Raw genomic sequence first — 21,759 nt, 5'->3', positions numbered from 1 at the left:
TTTCCATGCGGGCGTAAACGAGTGGTTAATGATTCGGAACTTGCGTTCCGAGATTTTTAGATGGTTGCTATTTGGTCGCTGTGAAGCCTGTCATGGATGGGTCGCATAACAACCGGGGCCCGGCGTGATGGCGGCGATAAGCGGCATTATCTGGGCGCTTCCAAGCTTTCACTGTCGCAGTTGATATTTCGCCGCAGGCGCAGGGATCAAAAGAACGTGCTAGGAGTTCCGGCCTGAAAAGAAGAATCTCACCTTTTTCATTAACCGGTTCACTTAAGTCCTGGCGACTCCTATACTCACCAGGACACTCCGAACACGAATTCAACAGCAACTTCAAAGACATGAGGTAAAATCATGGCACTTCAGATCGGCGCTGTCGCCCCCGACTTCGAAGCTCAGACCACCGAAGGCAAGATCAAGTTCCACGACTGGATCGGAAACAGCTGGGCGCTGCTGTTCTCCCACCCGAAGGACTTCACCCCCGTCTGCACCACCGAGCTCGGCGCGCTCGCCAAGTTGAAGCCGGAGTTCGACAAGCGCGGCGTCAAGCTGATGGGCCTGTCGGTCGACCCGGTCGACCGTCACGCCAAATGGGCCGAGGACATCAAGGAAACCCAGGGTGCCGCACCGAACTATCCGATGATCGGCGACACCGATTTCAACGTGTCGAAGCTCTACGACATGCTGCCGGCCTCGACCTCCGGCGATCCCCTCACCCGCACGCCGGCCGACAACCAGACCGTCCGCAACGTGTTCGTGATCGGGCCGGACAAGAAGATCAAGCTGGTGATGGTCTATCCGATGACGACGGGCCGGAATTTCCAGGAGATCCTGCGCTCGATCGACTCGCTGCAGATGACCGCCAAGCACCGCGTCTCCACCCCCTCCGATTGGAAGCAGGGCGAGGACGTGATCATCTCGGGCTCGGTCAGCGACGAGGAGGCCAAGACGATCTATCCGCAGGGCTGGAAGGCGCCGAAGCCGTATATCCGGATCGTGCCGCAGCCGAAGTAACTGTCTGCGAGGACGTGCCTCGCGCGTTATCGCAAGGGTCATTCGGGTCTGGTGCGCTGACACCAGACCGCAGGTGCGCAATGCGCATCCAGCAATTCCGAGATTCCCGGATGCGCAAGTGCGCACCGTCGTTCGATGCTCCGCATCGCCCCGGAATGACAAGGAATTGGTCTCGGCACCAGCCGGACTGCAATTGTTCGTGACAAGGGCTGCGCCTACGGGCGGCGGTTGACCAGCAACACCGCCGCGGCGCAGGCGGCCATGCCTGATATCGCGACAGGATCGAGCCGCTCGCCGAACAGCACATAGGCCATCAACGCGGTCACCGCCGGCACCAGATAGAACAGGCTCGCGACCGAGGTCGCGGCATGGTGGCGGATCAGCCAGTACAACAGCCCGATCGAGCCGATCGACAGCGCGAACACCAGCCAGGCCAGCGCCAGCACGAATTCGGCGGTCCAGTGCACGACATTGGACTCGAACAGCAAGGCGCCGATGCCGAAGAAGATCGTCACCGCGATGTACTGCACGAGATTGCCGACGCGCCAGTCGATCCGGTTGCAGTAGCGCCGCTGATAGAGCGTGCCGAGCGTGATGCTGATCAGCGAGACGACCGAGGCGAGCCAGCCCCACCCCGCCTCGCCTGTCATCGGCCGGTCGTGCAGGATCAGGGCGACGCCGGCAAGGCCGAGCACGAGCCCGCCCCATTGCAGCGACGTGACGCGTTCCCCTAACCAGCGGTTGGCGATCGTCGAGGTCAGGATCGGCTGCAGGCCCGGGATCAGCGCGGAGAGCCCGGCCGGAATCGAATGCGCGATCGCAATCGCCGTGCCGCCGAGATAGAAGCCGTGCACCAGGATGCCGGCGACCGCGCTGTGAAACATGCCGGCCCGGTCCGGCCATCTCGGCCGCGCGATCGCGGCGATGACCATCATCACCACCACCACGAACGCCATCCGGATCGCAAGATAGGTCAGCGGCTCCGCATTGTTGATGACGTATTTGGTGCCGATGAATCCGGTGCTCCACAGCACGACAAAGATCGCCGGCGCCAGACGAGCAGCAGTTTCCTCGTAGCTCTTGTTCATTGCCGGCCGTCATTGCCTGAAGATGAGGCAGTCGGCAATCGCGAAATTTGCAACCATGCTGCGCAAGGCAGTGGCTATGATGAAGTAGCGCGTCACGCGCAGTGTCATCCCTGCGCAAGCAAGGGAGCAATACTCCGCGGCAGGCGTTGTGCGTGCCACTCGTCGTTCGTCGTCCTGGCGAGCGCCAGGCCCCATAACCACCGCATTTGATTGTAAACGGGAACGTGGCCCCAGCGTCGCTCAACAATGAGCATTTGGGATAATGGGTCCTGGCTTTCGCCAGGACGACACCGAGTTTGTCGCACCGCTTGTGAGTCATACGTTCGCATTCTCGCGGCACGATGCGCCCGAGGTTTGCACTTCGCTCCACCCTCTCCTTGATCAGAGGGCGCAGGGAAAGCCGGGTGCCGATCGCACCCATGGGTCCCGTGCAAATGGAAAGCACGGGAGGTAGGACCACAGGTGAAACCGGAGCAATCCCGGCTTTCCCTGCGCGATGGGTTACGGCTTATACGTGCTCTCCCCGGCGAGACTGGGCTTTGTTGTCACCGTCATCAGCGAGAGAGCTTGCTCTTACTGATGAGACACCAGCCACTAGCATTACAGTTGTAATTTTTGCTTGAGATGCGCTTTGCGCGCGTTGGCTTGATGAGCCCTGCGCCAGGATGACCATGCGAGGATGTGGGCATGCGGGATGCGCCGCTGGGCGAGCTTCATGGCGATGCGGCGGATTTCCGGGATCGACCAGCGGATCAAGAACGATGCTTCGGTCGGGGCCGCGGTCGCGTTTTTTTAAGCAATGCTCCGGTGTTGGCCCGATGACGGATGACGGCCATCGTGGCGAAGGCAAGCATGACCAGTGAGACATGGCGATGCCAGCCATGCCAGGAGCGGGTTTCGTTGTGATCAAGACCGAGCTCGTTCTTGGCGGTTTCGAAGCTGTCTTCGATGGCCCAGCGATGGCCTTCCACGGATACCAGCTTCTGCATGGACGTGCCCTTGGGGCACCATGTGGAGAAGAAGGCTAAGCTGTTGTCGGCAATATTGCGGCGGATCAGAAGACCTCGGGTCCATTCCCCGGCAAGGTCGTCGTTGTATTCGCCGGCGTCGAGATCGGCCAGCTCAAGATAGGCCCAGTCGTGCCAGCGCGGACCTTTGGTTCCTTCGCCGGACGGCAGGCGGCGCCAGGCCTTCTTGGGAAGGCTCTGCGCGATCGTAGAGGCAGTGCCGGCGACAGGCTGCTGCTTGCCCCAGGAATAGAACACGTGATTGGAAGCAACCCCCAGAACATAGCCTTTGCCCGCCTTGCGCAGCAGGGTTTCGATCGCTCCCGTGCCATACACGCTGTCCGCTGCTATGAACGAGAACGGCACCTTTGCGGCGATCGCGCGAGCGATCATTTGATGCGCGATCCGGGGCTTCGTCGCAAAGCTCACATCGCTCGGGACATGTGCGGCCTTCAGGCGAGCGGGTTCGTCCGTCCATTCCTTTGGCAGGTAGAGCGCCCGATCGATGAAGGCATGGCCATGCCGCGACACATAGGAGGCAAACACTCCGATCTGGCAATTGGTGATCTTGCCCGCCGAGCCAGTGTACTGGCGCGCGACCCCACACGAGGCCTTGCCCTGTTTCAAAAAGCCGGTCTCATCGATGACCAGAACCGCGTCCTCGTCACCCAGCGTTTCCAGCGCGTACTCACGTACAATATCGCGCAGCGCGTCGGCATCCCACTGCCCCCGACCCAGAATCGCCTGCTGGCGCCACGGGCCTGGATCGCCAGCCGCTTCCGCCCGCATCCAACCCGTCTTGCGCGGCTCGTTGCCCAACAGTCCGTCGAGAAATTGCCCCGCCGAGGCCGCGACCCGCTCTTGCGTAAACAGCGGACGGATGCGTTGCTTGGCATCTCGCAACGACGAAGCCCACAGCGTCAGCGTATCCTCAACCGACGCGCCACCAATCATCAGATCCCGAATCATGGTCGCCCATAGATTCAGAACCTTCAGGAAGATGCAACTGTAATGCTAGGCAGTGTGGACTCTAAGGATTCCCTTTTGAGAGCAAATCAGATTCAAGGCTGCTTTTGGGGAGGCAGTCTTGGGTGTGATGGATCGTTTGGTGTTGAGCGACGCGGCCTGGGAGCGCATGGCGCCGCTGATCATCGGCCGGCCCGACCAGAAGGGCTCGACCGGGCGAGACAACCGGATGTTCGTGGAAGGTGTGCTTTGGATCGTGCGGACCGGCTCTCCCTGGCGTGATCTTCCGGAGGTGTTCGGGGACTGGAACAGCGTGTTCCGGCGCTTCAGCCGATGGAGCACCAAGGGTGTTTGGTGGCGGATCTTCGAGGCGATGTCCGACGACCCAGACTTCGAATATCTAATCGTCGATTCCACCATCGTCCGGGCGCATCAGCACGCCGCTGGGGCGAAAAAAGGGGGCCTGAAGATCAGGCGCTTGGCCGCTCGCGCGGCGGCCTGAGCACGAAGATCCATATGGCCGTTCGCGGTCTTGGATGTCCTGTCCGGTTCACGCTCACCGCAGGCCAGAAGGGCGATGCACCGCAAGCCGCCGCATTGATCGAGGGACTGCCCGCCGAGGTCGTCATCGCCGACACAGCCTATGACGCCGACCATTTGCGCCAAGACATCGCCGCCAAAAAGGCGCTCGCCGTGATCCCCAACAACCCGTCACGCGCGCTCAAATATCCGCTCGACAAGCATCTCTATGCCCAGCGCCATCTCGTGGAATGCTGCTTCTCCAAACTCAAGCAGTTCCGTCGCGTCGCTACCCGCTTCGAAAAAACCGCCCGAAATTACCGAGCCGTCGTCACTCTCGCCGCCATCGTCCTATGGATGCGATAAGTGTCCACACTGCCTAGCATTACAGTTGCATCTTCCTGAAGGTTCTGAATCTATGGGCGACCATGATTCGGGATCTGATGATTGGTGGCGCGTCGGTTGAGGATACGCTGACGCTGTGGGCTTCGTCGTTGCGAGATGCCAAGCAACGCATCCGTCCGCTGTTTACGCAAGAGCGGGTCGCGGCCTCGGCGGGGCAATTTCTCGACGGACTGTTGGGCAACGAGCCGCGCAAGACGGGTTGGATGCGGGCGGAAGCGGCTGGCGATCCAGGCCCGTGGCGCCAGCAGGCGATTCTGGGTCGGGGGCAGTGGGATGCCGACGCGCTGCGCGATATTGTACGTGAGTACGCGCTGGAAACGCTGGGTGACGAGGACGCGGTTCTGGTCATCGATGAGACCGGCTTTTTGAAACAGGGCAAGGCCTCGTGTGGGGTCGCGCGCCAGTACACTGGCTCGGCGGGCAAGATCACCAATTGCCAGATCGGAGTGTTTGCCTCCTATGTGTCGCGGCATGGCCATGCCTTCATCGATCGGGCGCTCTACCTGCCAAAGGAATGGACGGACGAACCCGCTCGCCTGAAGGCCGCACATGTCCCGAGCGATGTGAGCTTTGCGACGAAGCCCCGGATCGCGCATCAAATGATCGCTCGCGCGATCGCCGCAAAGGTGCCGTTCTCGTTCGTAGCAGCGGACAGCGTGTATGGCACGGGAGCGATCGAAACCCTGCTGCGCAAGGCGGGCAAAGGCTATGTTCTGGGGGTTGCTTCCAATCACGTGTTCTATTCCTGGGGCAAGCAGCAGCCTGTCGCCGGCACTGCCTCTACGATCGCGCAGAGCCTTCCCAAGAAGGCCTGGCGCCGCCTGCCGTCCGGCGAAGGAACCAAAGGTCCGCGCTGGCACGACTGGGCCTATCTTGAGCTGGCCGATCTCGACGCCGGCGAATACAACGACGACCTTGCCGGGGAATGGACCCGAGGTCTTCTGATCCGCCGCAATATTGCCGACAACAGCTTAGCCTTCTTCTCCACATGGTGCCCCAAGGGCACGTCCATGCAGAAGCTGGTATCCGTGGAAGGCCATCGCTGGGCCATCGAAGACAGCTTCGAAACCGCCAAGAACGAGCTCGGTCTTGATCACAACGAAACCCGCTCCTGGCATGGCTGGCATCGCCATGTCTCACTGGTCATGCTTGCCTTCGCCACGATGGCCGTCATCCGTCATCGGGCCAACACCGGAGCATTGCTTAAAAAAACGCGACCGCGGCCCCGACCGAAGCATCGTTCTTGATCCGCTGGTCGATCCAGGAAATCCGCCGCATCGCCATGAAGCTCGCCCAGCGGCGCATCCCGCATGCCCACATCCTCGCATGGTCATCCTGGCGCAGGGCTCATCAAGCCAACGCGCGCAAAGCGCATCTCAAGCAAAAATTACAACTGTAATGCTAGGGCGTCAGGCCTGCACGACTTCACCGTCCGCCATCAGCCACGCTCGTCAGCCGTGACATCGGCGTCCACCGCATCCCAACCCAACACTCGTGACGATCGCGAAGCGCCCCTCAGGCGGGTGAGACGGGCGCATCATAGACTAAACGTCATTTCTGGAAAACAGAAATATTTCTCGCCCGAGGGCTGGACATTTGCCAGGATGCGTGAAGCGAATATTGAGAAATTGAGTTGCCCGTCGGGTCCGGCGCGGCCCCGCTCCTCCGCTCTGAGCTCAGCCGGCACCGATCATCGGCATACCGGCCCGCTAAACGGCCCCGGTTCGAATTTCCAACCTGCACTTGGCAATGAGCGTGAGACTGATAGCTGGGACTCCTGTCCGCCGTTCGTCGCGACCGTTTTGGAATTCGCGCCAAGCCGCCGATGATTCCGAGCTCAGCGATGTCCGCTCTGCCCCGACGAGCCGACGTGCCGACGATTGAAGCGGCCTTCAGCTATGGGGCCAGATGCTGACATTCGCATGGAGCGTCGCAGCGGGACTTGACCGGCACGGCGAGGTAGCTGCAGACGGGAAGATGTCCCTACGTCTGCCGCCGCCTTAAGGCGGCGGGCTACCGCCTACGGCCCTCGATCGATGCCGCCGAGTTCGCTGGCCAGACGAGACGGCGCTACTGCTGCTTCTCCCAGAACGACAACAACCCTTGCGACGTGGCACCGCCGATCACGCAGGGAACGCCGACAGCGACTTGTCCGAGCGCAGCAGCGGACACACAGCCGAGGGCAAGCGCGCCCACCCCAACCTGTCCCCAGAAATCGAGGTTGCGGCGGGCATCCGATCCCTTCGTCTTTAGTTCCTCGACTGCTGCGACGGCATCGCGTCGCAAGGCGCTGAGCTGAACGGTGTCGGCGGCCCGAATGACCTCGGTCAGCGGACCCTTCATCGCTTCAGGTTGCTGCGCCAGCTCGCCACGCAGGAATTCGCGCAAGGCGTTGTCGCGCACGGCATAGCTTGCAAGGGTGTAGCGCGCCATGCTGCCCACCGTCAGCTTGTCGATGGTGTCGCGGCTTTTCGACCACGGCAGCATTTGAACGATTCTCATGATCGGCACGTGAGAGCCCGTCGCGAAATAGTAGCCCCAGAGCGTATCCAGCAGATCCTGGCTCGTCGCGAAGGTCAATTTGGTGTCAAGCTTCTTGTCTTCCTTCTTGAACGGATTGCGGCTGAAGGCGCTGCGTAGCTTGTCGAGCATGCCCGGCTTCGACTCTTCCAGGGGAATTTCCGCCAGCGTCGGTAGCGTACCGTTGAGATAGCTGTCGATCATGACCCGCCGTTCCGGCATTTTCGGCGCGATCCGCCGTAGCAGGTTGCGCCAGTCAGGCAGCCCCGAATAGGCAATGGCGCGAACGATGACCCACTCGTCTTCCGGCGGCACGGGGATCAAGCTGTTCACCAGCTGCTCGGCTTTCGGCGGATTCGACCCGATCGCCCCGGCGATGAAGCCGAGATAGATCCCCGCGTTTTCGGGCTCTTTGAACGTCTGCGAATGAAAGAGGACGCGAACAGCGGCCGGCACGTGCGCATAGTCCGGCTTGGCGCGATAGTTGTAGATCCACTGTTGCACCACACCGAGCGAGGCGCGCGGATCGATCTGGGAAGCGACTGCGGCGGGAGCCGGACCAATCAGAGCAACCAGTGTGAAGATGAGAGCTGCATAACGCATGTGATGCTCCTTCGCGCTCGCGACGGCGTGCATCGCGAGAGCTTCCAGCCCTTTGGCTAAGCGGCATTTGAAGCGGCCATACGACGAATCTTAGGACGGCAGGTCGGGGGCGCGTCGAAATTGTGGCAGCGTTCACCTTTGGCCTGCAACTGGCCTCGCCTCTGACATTCTTTTGCCCGGCGCCGGAAATTCGATGTCGCCCGTGAGATATCAGGCAGAAGTGACGGGGATATCCAATCGGCGAGACCGGCGGTGCAGTGCGGCGGCGCTGCTTGTCGTCGTGCTCGCGCTGTCTGTCTCGCGGGCGCTGGCTGCCGATCCCGCGACCAGGATCACCGTAGAGGGCAACCGGCGCGTCGAGAGCGCAACGGTGCGTTCCTATTTCCATCCCGCGGCCGACGGCCACTACGACGCGGCCGCACTCGACGCCGCGTTGAAAGGGCTGATCGGTACGGGACTGTTCGACCAGGTCAGGATTGATCGCGCCGGCGATGGCATCGTCGTGCGTCTGACCGAAGCTAGGCTGCTTGGCCGCGTTGCGTTCGAGGGCAACAAAAAAATCAAGGATCAAGATCTTGCCGCCGCTGTCCAATCGAAGCCTGGTGTTCCATTCCAACGCGCCACGGTGCAGGCCGATGTCGGCCGCGTCATGGAGGTTTATCGGCACATTGGCCGCGAGGAGGTCCAAGTGGTGCCGGAGACGATCGAGCGCGGCAACGACACCGTCGATCTCGTCTTTACCATCACCGAGGGCAAGAAAGCGACGGTACGGCAGATCAATTTCGTCGGCAATCACGCGTTCAGCCGGCGTCAGTTGGCCGCCGTCATCAACACGTCCGCGACGAATGTGCTGAGCTTCCTCACCCATACGGACATCTACGACCCCGACCGGGTTGCGCAGGACCGCGCGCAGCTTCGGCGCTATTACCGCAACCATGGCTATGCCGACGCCGGCGTCACCGACGCGCGCGCCGAATATGATTCGGCCAGCCAGGGTTTTGCGGTGACTTTCGTCATCGACGAAGGCGAGCCCTATCGACTCGGCAGCATCGGTCTCGAGTCGCACGTGTCCGGGATTGATCCCGAGCAGCTGCGTGCCCGGATTTCGGCACGTTCGGGCGTGCCCTTCGACAATAGCCTCCTCGACAAGAGCTCCGAGGCGCTGGCGTTAGAGATGGAAAAGCTTGGCTTTCCCTTTGCACACGTAACCCTTCGCACAAATCGCAACGCGGAGGCGCGGCGGATCGACGTGACCTTCGTGATCAAGGAGGGACCGCGCAGCTACATCGAGCGGATCGCGATCCACGGCAACACAAGGACGCGCGACTATGTGATCCGCCGCGAATTCGATCTCGCGGAAGGTGATGCGTACAACCAAACGCTGGTCGATCGCGCCGAACGGCGATTGAAGAGCCTGAACTATTTCAAGGACGTCAAGATCACGACCCGGCCGGGCTCGGCAAACGATCGCGTGGTGCTCGACGTCGAAACCGTCGACCAGCCGACCGGCGATTTCTTCGTGTCCGGCGGATACTCAACGACCGACGGATGGCTCGGCGAGGTCAAGCTGGGCGATCGCAATTTTCTTGGCACTGGCGCAGCGGTGCAGGCGCGCGTCGGCTACGGCCAGTATTCGCGCGGTGTCGATCTTTCGGTGTCCGAACCGGATATCTTCGACAGCCGCGCCACGGCGGGCGCCGAGCTGTTCGGCAGGCAGACCTTTGCCAGCACTTATCAGTCCTACGGGACCGATACCTATGGCGCCAATTTCACGCTCGCGACGCCGATGGCGGAAGAGACCAGCGTGCAGTGGCGCTATTCGATGTCCAACCAGAGTGTCACGCTCGCACCGACTTCGTCAGGCACGACAGTGTCGCTACCGATCCAGCAGGCCGCTGCGGCCGGGCCTGCCTTGGTATCGGGTATCGGCAGCACGACCACCTACAGCACCCTCGACAACACCAAGAGCCCGACCAGCGGCGTCAACTCGCAACTCAGGCAGGACCTCGCCGGCCTCGGCGGCGACGTCCGTTTCCTTCGGACGACGGGGGATGTGCGCCACTACCAATCTCTCGGCGGCGACCTGGTCGGCCTGGTTCGCGCGCAAGGCGGCTATATCACCGGCTGGGGCGGTCAACAGGCGCCGCTGATCAACAGCTTCTTCGGCGGCCCCGGCATGGTGCGCGGCTTCGCGCCCAACGGCTTCGGCCCGCGCGACCTGACCAGCGGCAGCACGATGGACAATGTCGGCGGCAGCCTGTATTGGGCAACCACGGCCGAACTGCAGAGCGGGATTCCCGGCCTGCCCAACGAATACGGTTTGAAGGGCTCGGCCTTCGTCGATGCCGGAAGCGTGTTTCGTTACACGGGACCCACAACCTTCGGAGGCCAGACGGTTAATGTGGCCAACAGCAACATCCTGCGTTCGTCCGTCGGCGTCGGCCTGACCTGGGCCTCGCCCTTCGGGGCGCTCGCCATCAACTACGCTTTGCCCATCACAAAGGCGGCCTATGATGTGACGCAGCCGTTCAATTTTACCGCCTCGCCGTTCTGACCGGCGAGATGCAGCGCCATAGCGACTTGATTGAGGTTATCCCGCAGCTCGACGTCGCTATCAGTATCCGACGGTGCCGATGCTTGATGTTCTCGAAGTTGGCCGCCTTCACGCGAAGGGCGAACTGCGATCTAAGTTGAACGCTTCACAGCCCAGGGCGCGATCGGGTCGCCTAAGGGGCATTTGCGTCAACTGGATCATGCCGTGGGGACGTCCGGTCCCCCTAGAAGCAGGCGCCAAAGCAAGCGTCGAGGTGGACGCTATGGGCCAATAGGCAAACTCATTACAAACTCATTAAGCTTCTGATGGCAACAGAGCGTCATCCTCGCTGAGGTTCTTACGGTCGTTGCCACATATGCAATTTGGGGCTCGCTGGAGACATGGATGTTGCATGGACATATGCTTCTCCTTCCTCCGCTCCTGCTTTCGATTCTTATAGGCATTTCGGCGCCGGTAGTAACCAACCAGCAGCGAGTTAGCCTGGACGCGAAGCGAAGTTGAGAAGCGCCCGTCGGGTCCGGCGCCGCCCGCTCCCCTCCGCTCTGAGCACAGCCGGCACTGATCATCGGCATACCAGCCCGCCAAACGGCCCCGGTTCGAATTTCCAACCTTCACCTGGCAATGAGCGTGGGACCCGCGCCAAATCATGCGAAAGCTCCATGCCAGGAACCGGACAGAAATCGCCATACTGGCGAACGAGCTGCTCCAAATCGGTAGGGAACTGCGCGAAGACGCCGAGCCGCCCCGATCTACTGGCGACGCACGATGTAGGAATCGAATGTCTCGCGCCATCGGACGATGTCCCGGACCTGATGAGCTGCGGCTGGATCGGCAAAGAGCGACGAGCCCAGCAGATTAGGGGCATCCCAGCCGGGCGGAGCGGCCGCTTCATCGCCGTATAGCTCGGACGCTATACTCGCAGCATCCATGCACCCTGCGAGGAACTGCTCGTCATGAGTCGCACTGAGCAGCATGATCTCTTCGCCTATTCGATAGTCGAGCCCGGTAATCTTGCGCCAGGCTTCCGTCTGAATCTGGCGCATCGCGGCCCCCTCGATGGGGCGCGTCTGCCGCTCCGCCGCCAAGGTGATCAGCATGCCCAAGAGCCCGATCATATAAGGTTCAAGCCAAACCGAGTCGGGAATGCCGTCGAGACGGCCTCTGCTTGCTTCAACCAATGGCCGGATCGTCGTGACCGCGGCATTGCGCACACGGAGCACGTCGATCATTGTAAAAAGCCACCTCAGCATTCTGGCTTCCGGCGTTGCCATCGGGCCATCAGCGCTAGCAAACGAGCGTAGCACGGTGGAGTCAAACTGCGCTAGGATGCCAACGTTAGTCGACTTGGCAAGGGATTGCGAGTCGTCGGGACGTCACGCGGGGTCCAGGTCAATGACTGCGAGCAAGCTACCTCCCAAACCGGATTTCAGCGCGCTTGAGGCGACCGCGCCGGAGTCAGCCGGCCATAGAACGACGGTCCTCGCGCTCATTGGCAATCTCATCTTCAATTGGTCGAACAATGAGAGCCTGTTCATTTACGTCCTGATGCTCCTGCTCAGCACGGATGAAGCGTCGGCTGCGTTAGTGTTCGCCACATTGAACACGACGCGCGCCCGTCTCGATTTGATTCAACGGCTGGCCAAGATCAAGATTAGAGATCAAGCTCTTGGTAGAGAGTTGAACAAGCTTATCGACCGCTTCAACGATACGACGCAAGTTCGTAACGAGCTCACGCATTGCATGTATGCGGTCGACGAGAGCGGCGAAATCGTCAAGACACAGTCCATGCGCGTGATTCAGACACGCGCAAGCCTCGCGTTTGGAGAAACGCGGCCGGTCGATGAGGCTCGTCTGAAGGAGCTCTCTGAGACGGTCCGCGCGATGATCCGCATCAACCGAGATGTCTGGGAATTTCTGCCGAAGCTCGAGGCTCACCTGCAGCAATGACGGCATGAGCGATACCTCAAAGGTAGTAGCCTCCCCGTCGAAGCTTACCTCCTTCGGAGAAGAACTCCACCCCTCGGACCACGCCCACTACTCCGGAAAGGCATTTGAAGACCTCCAGGTCTTCGACGATGCTGCCTGTGCGGACATCAGGCGATGTCCGTAGTCGGGAGAACCGGCTCAACGCAAAGCAGTATCGAAAGACGTGAGGGGTCGCAGACGCAGAAGATCAGCGGCCGCAAACGTTGACGATACTCCAAACCCAAACAGGAGTATCTCATGTCCAAGAAACAGGGCCAGCTTCAGGGTCAAGCTCAGGGCCAGCTGAACTTGCAGGGTCAGGGTCAGGGCCAGTTGAATCTGCAGGGCCAGGGTCAAGGTCAGGGCCAAGGTCAAGGTCAGGGCCAGCACGAGACGCAGACCGCCTCGCAGGCGCTTTACAATTCCAGCGACAATTCCAGCGACAACGACAACGCGAATGGCAACTGGAATGGCAACGGCAACTGGAACGGCAACGGTAACCTGAATGCCAACGGCAACTTCGACCACAACGACAACGACGTCCACAACAAGGTCGACAACGCGGTCAATAACAACGTCGAGAACCATGTCGATTCCAACGTCGACGTCAACGTCAAGGTCGACCTCGATCTGCATGCAACCGGCTTGAGCTCGCCGGTGATCGATATGCACGACATGGGCAACTTCAGCGATTCGCTGATCATGCCGCAGGTCGTGAACCAGACGCTGAACGGTGACGGCAACCAGTTCAACATCGATCAGGTGAACAACCTGGTGAACAATGGGCAGGTTGACAACGCCAATGTCACCTTCACCGGTGCCGAGACCGAGCACGGCGACGGGTTCAGCATGGATGCCAAGGCTCTTGGCGGCGATTCCAATCTCGACCACAGCCATGTCGGCGACGTCGCCGGCACGTCTGCCAGCGGCATCACCTCTCATGCCGACGCCGCCCTGACGCAGTCTGCCTTCACACAGACGATCACGCTGGGCGCCAACATCCAGTTCAACAGCCTGACGATGCAAGTGGCAGGGTCCGACCTGCACGACTCGCACGACACAGGCCTGCATCATTGATCATCTCCTCGGCCCGCGCGGATTCGACCCGCGCGGGCCGCTCCATTTTGGCAGCAATTCATATTGCGACGCTTGAGCTCGCAGAGACTCGATCTGTGAGTGGAGATCGACAATGATTCCGGGCGGCTTGACGGAAGCAATCTCTTATTTTGCCGGTTACCTTCATCTCTTCGATGACATCGCGCGCGATCGCCCGCAACTTGACGGGGGTCCCGGCGCGCGCGCCGCCGACGCGGACGATCCGCCACGCCCGCCCCAGAATAGTGACCCACTGAGCTTCGACGATCTTCAGACGGCCGCCGTGGCACCTCCAGGAAACCTGCCGGACGATATCGACCAATTCCACCGTGCGCCGCAGTCACATCTGCCAAAAATGAGCTGGCCTCACGGCGACGTCCCCGACGAACCGGATCGGCCCCTCCCGCCGTCGCCGCCATTCTTCGGCGGTGGTGGAGGCGGCGGTGGTGGCGGTGCCAGCTTCGAAGTCAAGGTTGTGTATCACGCCGGTGGCGAGCAAAGCGAGATCGAGATCCATCAGGTCAACGCGCTTTTCAATGACGACAGCGCCCTGATCGGAACCACCTATCCCCCGATCATGAACCACCTCATCCAGGTTTCGGATCAACTGCTTGGTACGATGATCCACCAAGTCAGTGATGCCGTTCCGGAGTCCTGGAAGCTTCCGCACGACACGTCCGCGATCGTTTCGTCACTCGGCGCGATCGACCAAGACTGGAACAACAGCCATGGTGGTTCAGGCAATCCCCCGTCCGTGAAGGACGGGTACCAATTGAACGGGCAGCCCGACGCAACGGAGCCGGATGCGCTTCATCAGAATCTGTCATCGCCTTTCGACAACAAGCCCGCGGACACCGGCCATAGCCTCGGACAATGGGCCGATGTCGGCGACAATCACCTGACCAATGCCGCGCAGATCGTTGATATGGGAAGCGCCTGCAAGACAATGATCGTGCTGGGAAACCAGTACACCACGAATGCGATCTTCCAGGTCAACGCCTGTGCAAACAACGATCATGTCGAAACGAGCGGGAGCTCGGGAGCACCCAGCTCCGTCAATTTCACGCCTGACGAGACGACGAATGCGGCCGGGTTTGTCCAGCACGCATCAGTTTATGCCGGATCTCCAGGAGCGCCGAGCGCCACGTGGGACATCGATGTCGTCCATGGAAATTACTACCAGGTCCACACGCTGACGCAGATCAACTACCTCTCCAACAACGATGTCGTCGAGCAGAAGAGCTCGGATACGCACTACGACGCTGTGGCTGGCGAGAACCAGCTGATGAATCTGGCTCAGCTCACGAATGGTGACTTCAAGTACGACATGATCATCGTGGGCGGATCGTACCACTCCGCCAACATGATCTATCAGTACAATATCCTGGTGAATAACGACATCATCCACTCCGTGCATAGCGCGGGTGGCGCCGGCGGACTGGGTGGGCAGTCGATCAGCCTCGGAGGAAACCAGCTCATCAATGCGGCGACGATCGACGCATACGGAGGTCAGGATTTCAATCCGCTCAATGGCGGCCTTCAGCAGATCGTCAACGAGATCGAAAATGGCCAGACCGGCATGGATCCATCGCTGGCATCTCTGATTCACGGTTACGGCGGAACGCTTCACGTCTTGTACGTGACTGGTGATTATTACGATGTCAACGCAATCTGGCAAACCAACCTTCTACAGAACAGCAACTACGTTCTGCAGGACATGTCGTCGCCCACGCCAGGAAATCCACTCATAGGCGATGGCCCAGCGGAGCAGTCGGTCATCGCAGGTCACGATCTGACGCTCAACCTGGCGTCGATCGTCTGCGCGGAGCCCGATCAAACCTTTGTGGGTGGGCATGTCTACTCCGACTCCGTGCTGATCCAGGCCAACATGCTCCCCCAGGGCGCAAGCTCCGGTGGAAACGGTGGTCACTGGAACGATCCTCAAGCGCTTGCTCCGGAGATCGTCGCATTCCTCAACGACACGAAAATCGTGGATCCGACTCCGCATCCCGTCGTTCACGTGACGACCACGGTAACTCACGATGATCCGATGTCACACATGATGCACTAGCAAATGAGCGCAGGCGGAAGGGCCGTGTGATGGACAAATGGGGCATAGGAAGTTCATCGGACACCGCGCGGACCGGCGAGAACGCGCGAGCGCCCAACGTCTTGAGGTTCGATCCGAGAGCCGCCCGCCATGATGCTGTCGCCGCTCCTGACGAACTGGGTGAGGTCCGGACCTCAAACCGTGCAGACATAGCGGCTTCCGGCCCGGCAGTCAGTCAGCTGGCCGAGACAAGGCATCCGCAGGTACACTCGAAAGACCCGCAGGCGAGTCCTCCGCTGGCGAAGGGGGGAGAATCGGGCGTGGCGGTCAATGCTGCGGGGGAAGAACGCAAAGTATCAAATTCAGGCGGATCGAACGGCGGCGGAACGAGGAGCGGCGGAGGCGGTGGCGGCGGATCGTCGCCATTGCAGAAGGCCACGGGAGGCGACGAATACCGGGAAACTCTTTCCAAGGGACTCGCGTCGATCAAGCGAAATTTTCTGACGATTGGAATCTTCTCATTTGTCGTCAACCTGCTGGCGCTGTCGATTCCAATCTATCTTTTCAACATGTCCGATCGCGTTCTGACGAGCCGGAGCATCGACACCCTGATCATGCTCACGACAATCGTTATATTTGCGATCGCAGCACATGTGCTCATGGACATGATGCGTCGTTTCATTCTCATGCGCGTTGCCGTTGATACCGAGGCGCGGCTTGGCGGTCCTGTGCTCAGTGCGGCGGCGAAGGCGGCACAGAGTGGCTCAAGCCGCGAATTCCAGACACTTGCCGACCTGCAGCAGCTTCGGTCCTTCATGACCGGACCGGTCTTGCTGACAATGTTCGATGCGCCGATTGCGCCCATCTATTTGATCGTGGTGTTCCTCATTCACCCGCAGCTTGGATTGATCGTCACCGTAGCTGGTCTTGGCCTGACCGGGCTCGCCTTGCTGAACCAGCACGTCACCGCCGATCCGTTTACCCGAGCGAGTGCCTTCGTAACCCGCGCCAACCTTCAGGCCGAAGCCATGGCGCGCAACGCGCAGGTCATAAACGCCATGGGCATGATTCCCGAGGGCGTTCGAGTGTGGGGCCAAGAGACGGTAGAGTCCCTCAAAGCGCAGGTGATCGCTCAGGATCGCAACATCCTCATGACCGGCCTCTCCAAATTCCTGAGGTTGGGGACGCAGATCTCGATCCTCGGCTGGGGTGCGGTCCTCGCGCTCGAGGCGCACCTCACCGGTGGCATGATCATTGCCGCCTCCATTGTGTCCAGCCGCGCGCTTGCTCCGCTTGAAGGCACGATCGAGGGATGGCGGAGCTACGTTCACGCGCGGTCCGCCTATCAGCGCATCAAGACGCTTCTGCAAAATACCCCGCTCAACCTGCGTCGGCTGCGGTTGCCGAGGCCGGAAGGGCGTCTCAGCGTCGAGCGCATTCTCTACGTCCCGCCGCCCACGAAGAAGGTGATCCTGAACGGCGTGAGCTTTCAGCTCGATCCCGGCGAATCCCTCGCGATTGTCGGTCCGTCCGGCACCGGCAAGACCATGCTCGCTAGGATGCTCGTCGGCTCCATCATCCCCACCGCCGGCAACGTAAGGCTCGACCTGATGGATCTGCGTAACTGGGATCCTCGCCAGTTCGGGGAATGCGTCGGCTACCTGCCGCAGGACGTTCAGCTCTTTCCTGCGTCTATCAAAGCCAATATCGCGCGCATGCGGGAGGATGCACGCGACGCGGACATTTTCGATGCTGCGGAAACCGCTGATGTGCACGAGATGATTGCTGAGTTTCCTCAAGGATACGAGACCGTCATCGGCATGGATGGCAGCCCCCTGTCGGGAGGCCAGCGGCAGCGGATCGGACTGGCTCGCGCGTTCTACGGTAGCCCACGCCTCGTCGTGCTGGACGAACCGAATGCCAATCTCGATACAAGTGGAGAACTGGCGCTGGCCAAGGCGCTGATGCGGGCCAAGCAAAAAGGCACGACCATCGTGGCGGTCACGCAGCGCCCCGCGCTGCTGCAGAGCGTCGACAGGATCATGATCCTGCAGAATGGATCAGTGCAGGCGTTCGGAGCGCGAGATGAAATGATCCATCTCCTTTCCGGCCGCAAGCCGCCGAGCGGCGGCGGGCCATCTCCGGGCGGCGCGCCGATCCTCGATGCGTGAAGCGCGTACAGTGTATCCAGGGGCTTATCCATGAAGTTCCTCATTGAGGCAGTCAGGCGAAAACGGGTCCAGGAACGGCCATCCTGGGATGCGGATCTTCCGCGCTCTACGAAGGCAGCCACGCTCGGCGGGATCCTGATCATCGCGTCCACCGTCATGGGCTTTGGCGTGTGGGGCACCACGGCCCCGATCGCCGGTGCGGTGGTTGCCTCAGGCGTGTTCGTCGCGACAGGTGAAAACAAGACGATCCAACATCTCGAGGGAGGCGTCATCCGGAAGATTGCCGTGCGGGAAGGAAACGTTGTCCAGGCCGGCCAGACATTGATGGAGCTGGATCCCACAACGCCTAAGGCTGAACTGCGACGGCTGCAGATCCGACAGAGCCGCCTCATTGCAGAGGACACTCGCTTGCAGGCCGAAATCCACGAGCAGGACGCGGTCAGCTTTCCACACGACTTGACTGAAAAGGCGAGCGATCCGGAAATCCTGGAGATTCTGAATACTCAACGCATGACGCTTGTTGCCCGCCGCAACAATCTGAAGAGCGATATCGCCGCAGTCGAGGCGAGCATCAAGGCGATCGAAGAGCGCATCGAAGGTTCGAAAGTGCAACTCGACAGTGTCAAGCGTCAGATGCACCTGCTCGATGAGGATATCGACACGAAACAGTATCTTCTCCAATCCGGTCTGGTGAAGAAGCCGGATCTCCTGCTGTTGCAACGGACCAAAGTGAACCTCGAAGGTGAAGTTGGGCGAATCATGGCCGACATTGGTGACGCCAAGGAACGCATCGCCCGTTCCCAGGAGCAAATCACCGGATTACGAAGGGACGCGGTGAAGAAGGCGGTCGATCAGTTGCGCGACGTCCGTGGCGAGCTTGCAGACGTCAACGAGCGGGTTCTTAGTGCCCAGGCGGTGCTCGATCGAGTGAACATAGTAGCTCCGGTTGAAGGTATCGTGGTCAAGATGCGGTATCACACCGAAGGAGGAGTCGTGGAACCTGGCAAGCCGATCATGGAGATCCTGCCGCTCAACGCTGAACTCATCATCGAGGCGCGCGTGAGGCCGCAGGATATCGATAGCGTGAGGCGGGGTCAGCATGCGATGGTACGGCTCACCGCGCTCAGCCAGCGCGTCACACCGATGATCAGCGGCGATGTCATCTATCTTTCGGCGGATTCCCTGCCGGATGAGCACAAGTCCATGCAAGTGGGTCCTACGGACGTCTACGTCGTGAGGGTCCGCTTGAATGCGGCAGAAGCTGCGAAGCTGCCGAATTTCCGCCCGACGCCCGGAATGCCGGCAGAGGTCTTCATCAAGACCACGGAGCGGACTTTCCTTCAGTACATCGCAAAGCCGCTTGAAGACAGCATGACACGGGCATTCCGGGAGCGGTAAGCCGCTCGCATTGCGCAGAGATTCCGAAGTTGGAAGCCTCCGGAGTAGCTGACTCGTGCCATTCACGACGATTTGTCTTCAAGGAAGCCATGCAGGTTTAGGCGGTGCGGCGTCCTGCTCTCGCGGATAGTCTATGATGTAATCGCGCGGCCCTCGGCCGCGACGAGTCGGATGCCAGCATATCGGCGATTGATCGCCGCTGATGTTGGCGCCCAACAAACCAGGCACAACAGACAGCCGGCAAGAAGAATGGATCAAGTGACGTTGGTCGTCGTGCGTGCGATCGAGAGTGGCGCGGCGACGACGAAGGGTATTGTCGACGCGACCGGATTATCCCGGCTTAAGGTCGAGCGTGCGTTGAACGCACTGGAGAAGCAGAACCTGGTCTTCCGCGAGAGTCAGGGCTGCTGGGCCCTCGGCATACCGGTGACACCGACCGTCCGGGAGTGCGGGTCCTGCACCCTCTGCTGCAAGGTGCTTGAAGTGACCGATATCGGCAAACCGGTCAACCAGTCCTGCAAGCACATCATGGCCGGCGGAGGATGCGATATCTATGCACAGCGTCCCCGGCAGTGCCGGTCGTTCAGTTGTGCCTGGCTGCAGGGTCATCTCGATGACGACTGGTTTCCCGAAAAATCAGGCATTGTGCCGCATTTCGGCTTGGACGCACTCAACGTGCAGGTCGATCTCGATTGTCCCGACCGGTGGCAAGAGGAGCCGTATTTCAGCAAGCTCTGCGAATTGTCCCTCGACGGAATCAGGGTAGGCGGAAGCCGCCGCTATGCCACGCTCGTCATCGTAGGTTCCGACAGATTTCTCCTGCTCGGGCGAACCGTCGTTCCCGATCCGACGCTGTTCGGCACGGCCTTCGTGCCCACCTCGCATGATACCTTCCGCTACTGGAGGGCTAGGTCGCTCGAGCATTTGCAGCGGTTGAACGATCGCGTCATCGAGATCCAGCGCATCCAGCAAGAGCTCGGCTATTGCGCCATCCCCGATGACGACGACCCTCACCCGCCCTATCGGCCCACCCTTCTCCGGCTGACGAAAAACCTGCACGCCGCGCCCTAGAGACGATCGCGCCTGAACGCGGCGCGATCGTGCAAACCCGATACGAGCAGAGAGCGCGACAGGATATCGATGTCAGCCGCGGGCGTTGGAACGCCTCCACGCGACAAGCGTTTTCGTGATGTTGCATGGGACCTGCGACACCTCCTTTGATCGGTGTTCATGCTCGGGAAGAAACAGGATGCCCTACGCACTGTTCGATCGCGATCGCCAAATCGACCAGGCCTTTCCGACCGAAAAGGAAGCCTGGGAACATGCGTTGATATCCGGGCTCGTCCTTGATGTCCCGGTCGCGGACGATGCAGCCGGTCAGGTGCTTCCGGCCGGCTATCAAATGAGGTTCGTGTCAGGCGACGGCGAGCTGATTGATCCGCCGAAACGGAATTCGTGATCCCTGCGATCGCAACGGGTTCAGCGATGGCTCGCGGGAGACCGTGCCGCGCGAGCGATCAAAGCCAGCCAATAACCGAGGATGACGGCATGGTCGACACTGGCAAGATCTTCCGTGTTCGCTGCATCGACAACACGTTGCAGCGAAACACGCTCACCGTGGGACATATCTATGAGGTGACCAAAGTCCACGAGCGAGATGACTATTACGAGCTGGGCAGCCTGGGCCGCTTCAGCCGCTCCAGATTCGAGATCGTGCGTTCGGCACCGGCGAACGATGACGAGGACAGTGAGGATCCCCCGCCTGCCGACAAGAGATAGACGGGAGGCAGCCCTCCCGAGAGGCGACAAATCCACCATGCCGACAAGCGGAAACGGCAGGCCGCACACATTGAGGCTATGAGACGCGTGGCGTTCCGGATCGTGGGCCGAGCGCCGGGCGTGGGTTCACCGGCTGGACCCGCAACACGAGGCACTGTCAGTCAGCGGCGCGCGACGATCACTCCAAGTAGGAAGGCGATGCCTAGCGCCTGAACCGGCGCCGTGCGCGCAACGTCGCGCAGCCGCCGCAGCGGGTCCGGCTGCGACCGGTTGGTGCCGCAAGCCGCCCCATCCAGATCGGCCTTGAGCTCGTCGGACATTGCGCGGATCGCCCGCGAGGCTCGCGCGATCCGCGCGTCGTCGCCTTCCGTGTTCGCTTCCGCCCTGCCTTCCATGGATGCGCCTCTACCCGCCACTCAGATGATGGGCGACAGCGAACAAGACCAACCCGCACAGCACCAGGGCCGAAGCGGCACCGGCGGCGCTGCGCGCAAGTTCTGCTTTCGAAAGATTGGTTCGTGTCGACATCTCAGCACTCCATTCGTGCGGGCATGGCCGCACGCGGAACGCCGGCCTAGCCCATTGGCATTGGGTCATCTGACATCATGAAGACAAAACGGATTGG

At 60.7% G+C, this 21,759-nt stretch carries 19 protein-coding genes; 13 read left to right on the top strand and 6 right to left on the bottom strand.

The window, feature by feature from the left end; translation table 11 throughout:
• Positions 1 to 354 precede the first annotated feature (354 nt).
• Positions 355 to 1,014 carry a peroxiredoxin gene (locus MTX19_RS16760; protein ID WP_280986064.1) on the top strand — a complete coding sequence of 220 codons (660 nt, stop codon included), beginning with the start codon at positions 355 to 357 and terminating at the stop codon, positions 1,012 to 1,014.
• Positions 1,015 to 1,229: 215 nt separating this feature from the next.
• Here the strand turns inward: MTX19_RS16760 and MTX19_RS16755 are convergent, their stop codons facing one another.
• From MTX19_RS16755 to MTX19_RS16745, 3 genes are all read right to left on the bottom strand, one after another.
• The gene (locus MTX19_RS16755; RefSeq protein WP_280984473.1) at positions 1,230 to 2,102 is read right to left on the bottom strand and encodes a DMT family transporter; all 873 of its coding nucleotides are present in this window, start codon (positions 2,100 to 2,102) and stop codon (positions 1,230 to 1,232) included.
• A gap of 600 nt (positions 2,103 to 2,702) precedes the next feature.
• Positions 2,703 to 2,858 carry a hypothetical protein gene (locus MTX19_RS16750; protein ID WP_280980268.1) on the bottom strand — a complete coding sequence of 52 codons (156 nt, stop codon included), beginning with the start codon at positions 2,856 to 2,858 and terminating at the stop codon, positions 2,703 to 2,705.
• Complete coding sequence (locus tag MTX19_RS16745; protein WP_280984181.1) at positions 2,855 to 4,078, bottom strand: IS701 family transposase; 1,224 nt, start codon at positions 4,076 to 4,078, stop codon at positions 2,855 to 2,857. The genes MTX19_RS16750 and MTX19_RS16745 overlap by 4 nt, the downstream gene beginning before the upstream one ends.
• Before the next feature lie 118 nt (positions 4,079 to 4,196).
• Between MTX19_RS16745 and MTX19_RS16740 the strand changes: the two genes are divergently transcribed.
• The 3 genes from MTX19_RS16740 (at position 4,197) to MTX19_RS16730 (ending at position 6,398) form a co-directional block, all read left to right on the top strand.
• Positions 4,197 to 4,960 (top strand): IS5 family transposase gene (locus MTX19_RS16740; RefSeq protein ID WP_280985793.1). Its coding sequence is split into 2 segments (ribosomal slippage): positions 4,197 to 4,538 and positions 4,541 to 4,960, totalling 762 coding nucleotides; the frame shifts between segments, so codons are not numbered across the junction.
• A 62-nt stretch (positions 4,961 to 5,022) separates the two neighbouring features.
• Positions 5,023 to 6,246 carry an IS701 family transposase gene (locus tag MTX19_RS16735; RefSeq protein WP_280985451.1) on the top strand — a complete coding sequence of 408 codons (1,224 nt, stop codon included), beginning with the start codon at positions 5,023 to 5,025 and terminating at the stop codon, positions 6,244 to 6,246.
• On the top strand, positions 6,243 to 6,398 hold the full coding sequence (locus MTX19_RS16730) for a hypothetical protein (protein ID WP_280978692.1): 156 nt from the start codon (positions 6,243 to 6,245) through the stop codon (positions 6,396 to 6,398). The genes MTX19_RS16735 and MTX19_RS16730 overlap by 4 nt, the downstream gene beginning before the upstream one ends.
• Before the next feature lie 671 nt (positions 6,399 to 7,069).
• Here MTX19_RS16730 and MTX19_RS16725 read toward each other — a convergent pair.
• Positions 7,070 to 8,155, bottom strand: coding sequence for a hypothetical protein (locus tag MTX19_RS16725; protein ID WP_280984472.1), 1,086 nt, complete (start codon positions 8,153 to 8,155; stop codon positions 7,070 to 7,072).
• Positions 8,156 to 8,402: 247 nt separating this feature from the next.
• Here MTX19_RS16725 and bamA point away from each other — a divergent pair, with 247 nt between their 5' ends.
• On the top strand, positions 8,403 to 10,676 hold the full coding sequence (gene bamA / locus MTX19_RS16720; RefSeq protein WP_280984815.1) for an outer membrane protein assembly factor BamA: 2,274 nt from the start codon (positions 8,403 to 8,405) through the stop codon (positions 10,674 to 10,676).
• A 749-nt stretch (positions 10,677 to 11,425) separates the two neighbouring features.
• On the opposite strand, the gene MTX19_RS16715 is transcribed toward bamA, so the two are convergent.
• Positions 11,426 to 11,905: a hypothetical protein gene (locus tag MTX19_RS16715; RefSeq protein WP_280977446.1), complete on the bottom strand. Its 480-nt coding sequence runs from the start codon at positions 11,903 to 11,905 to the stop codon at positions 11,426 to 11,428.
• A 163-nt stretch (positions 11,906 to 12,068) separates the two neighbouring features.
• On the opposite strand from MTX19_RS16715, the gene MTX19_RS16710 reads away from it, so the two are divergent.
• The 8 genes from MTX19_RS16710 (at position 12,069) to MTX19_RS16675 (ending at position 21,134) form a co-directional block, all read left to right on the top strand.
• The gene (locus MTX19_RS16710) at positions 12,069 to 12,623 is read left to right on the top strand and encodes a hypothetical protein (protein ID WP_280984471.1); all 555 of its coding nucleotides are present in this window, start codon (positions 12,069 to 12,071) and stop codon (positions 12,621 to 12,623) included.
• Positions 12,624 to 12,899: 276 nt separating this feature from the next.
• Positions 12,900 to 13,718 (top strand): hypothetical protein, encoded by an 819-nt coding sequence (locus MTX19_RS16705; RefSeq protein ID WP_280977442.1) that lies wholly within the window; start codon positions 12,900 to 12,902, stop codon positions 13,716 to 13,718.
• Between the two features lie 112 nt (positions 13,719 to 13,830).
• The gene (locus MTX19_RS16700; RefSeq protein WP_280984470.1) at positions 13,831 to 15,807 is read left to right on the top strand and encodes a hypothetical protein; all 1,977 of its coding nucleotides are present in this window, start codon (positions 13,831 to 13,833) and stop codon (positions 15,805 to 15,807) included.
• A 299-nt stretch (positions 15,808 to 16,106) separates the two neighbouring features.
• Positions 16,107 to 17,957 carry a type I secretion system permease/ATPase gene (locus tag MTX19_RS16695; protein WP_280986063.1) on the top strand — a complete coding sequence of 617 codons (1,851 nt, stop codon included), beginning with the start codon at positions 16,107 to 16,109 and terminating at the stop codon, positions 17,955 to 17,957.
• Between the two features lie 30 nt (positions 17,958 to 17,987).
• Positions 17,988 to 19,355 carry an HlyD family type I secretion periplasmic adaptor subunit gene (locus MTX19_RS16690; protein ID WP_280984468.1) on the top strand — a complete coding sequence of 456 codons (1,368 nt, stop codon included), beginning with the start codon at positions 17,988 to 17,990 and terminating at the stop codon, positions 19,353 to 19,355.
• Positions 19,356 to 19,604: 249 nt separating this feature from the next.
• Complete coding sequence (locus MTX19_RS16685; protein WP_280984814.1) at positions 19,605 to 20,426, top strand: YkgJ family cysteine cluster protein; 822 nt, start codon at positions 19,605 to 19,607, stop codon at positions 20,424 to 20,426.
• Positions 20,427 to 20,604: 178 nt separating this feature from the next.
• A complete protein-coding gene (locus MTX19_RS16680; protein ID WP_280977435.1) occupies positions 20,605 to 20,814 on the top strand; it encodes a hypothetical protein in 210 nt (69 codons plus the stop codon).
• Between the two features lie 89 nt (positions 20,815 to 20,903).
• Positions 20,904 to 21,134: a hypothetical protein gene (locus MTX19_RS16675; RefSeq protein WP_280984467.1), complete on the top strand. Its 231-nt coding sequence runs from the start codon at positions 20,904 to 20,906 to the stop codon at positions 21,132 to 21,134.
• Positions 21,135 to 21,295: 161 nt separating this feature from the next.
• Here the strand turns inward: MTX19_RS16675 and MTX19_RS16670 are convergent, their stop codons facing one another.
• Positions 21,296 to 21,529 carry a hypothetical protein gene (locus tag MTX19_RS16670; RefSeq protein ID WP_280984466.1) on the bottom strand — a complete coding sequence of 78 codons (234 nt, stop codon included), beginning with the start codon at positions 21,527 to 21,529 and terminating at the stop codon, positions 21,296 to 21,298.
• Positions 21,530 to 21,759 lie beyond the last annotated feature (230 nt).

Source organism: Bradyrhizobium sp. ISRA464 (assembly GCF_029910095.1).
GTDB lineage: Bacteria > Pseudomonadota > Alphaproteobacteria > Rhizobiales > Xanthobacteraceae > Bradyrhizobium.
This window is presented reverse-complemented; position numbering and strand designations above follow the sequence as displayed.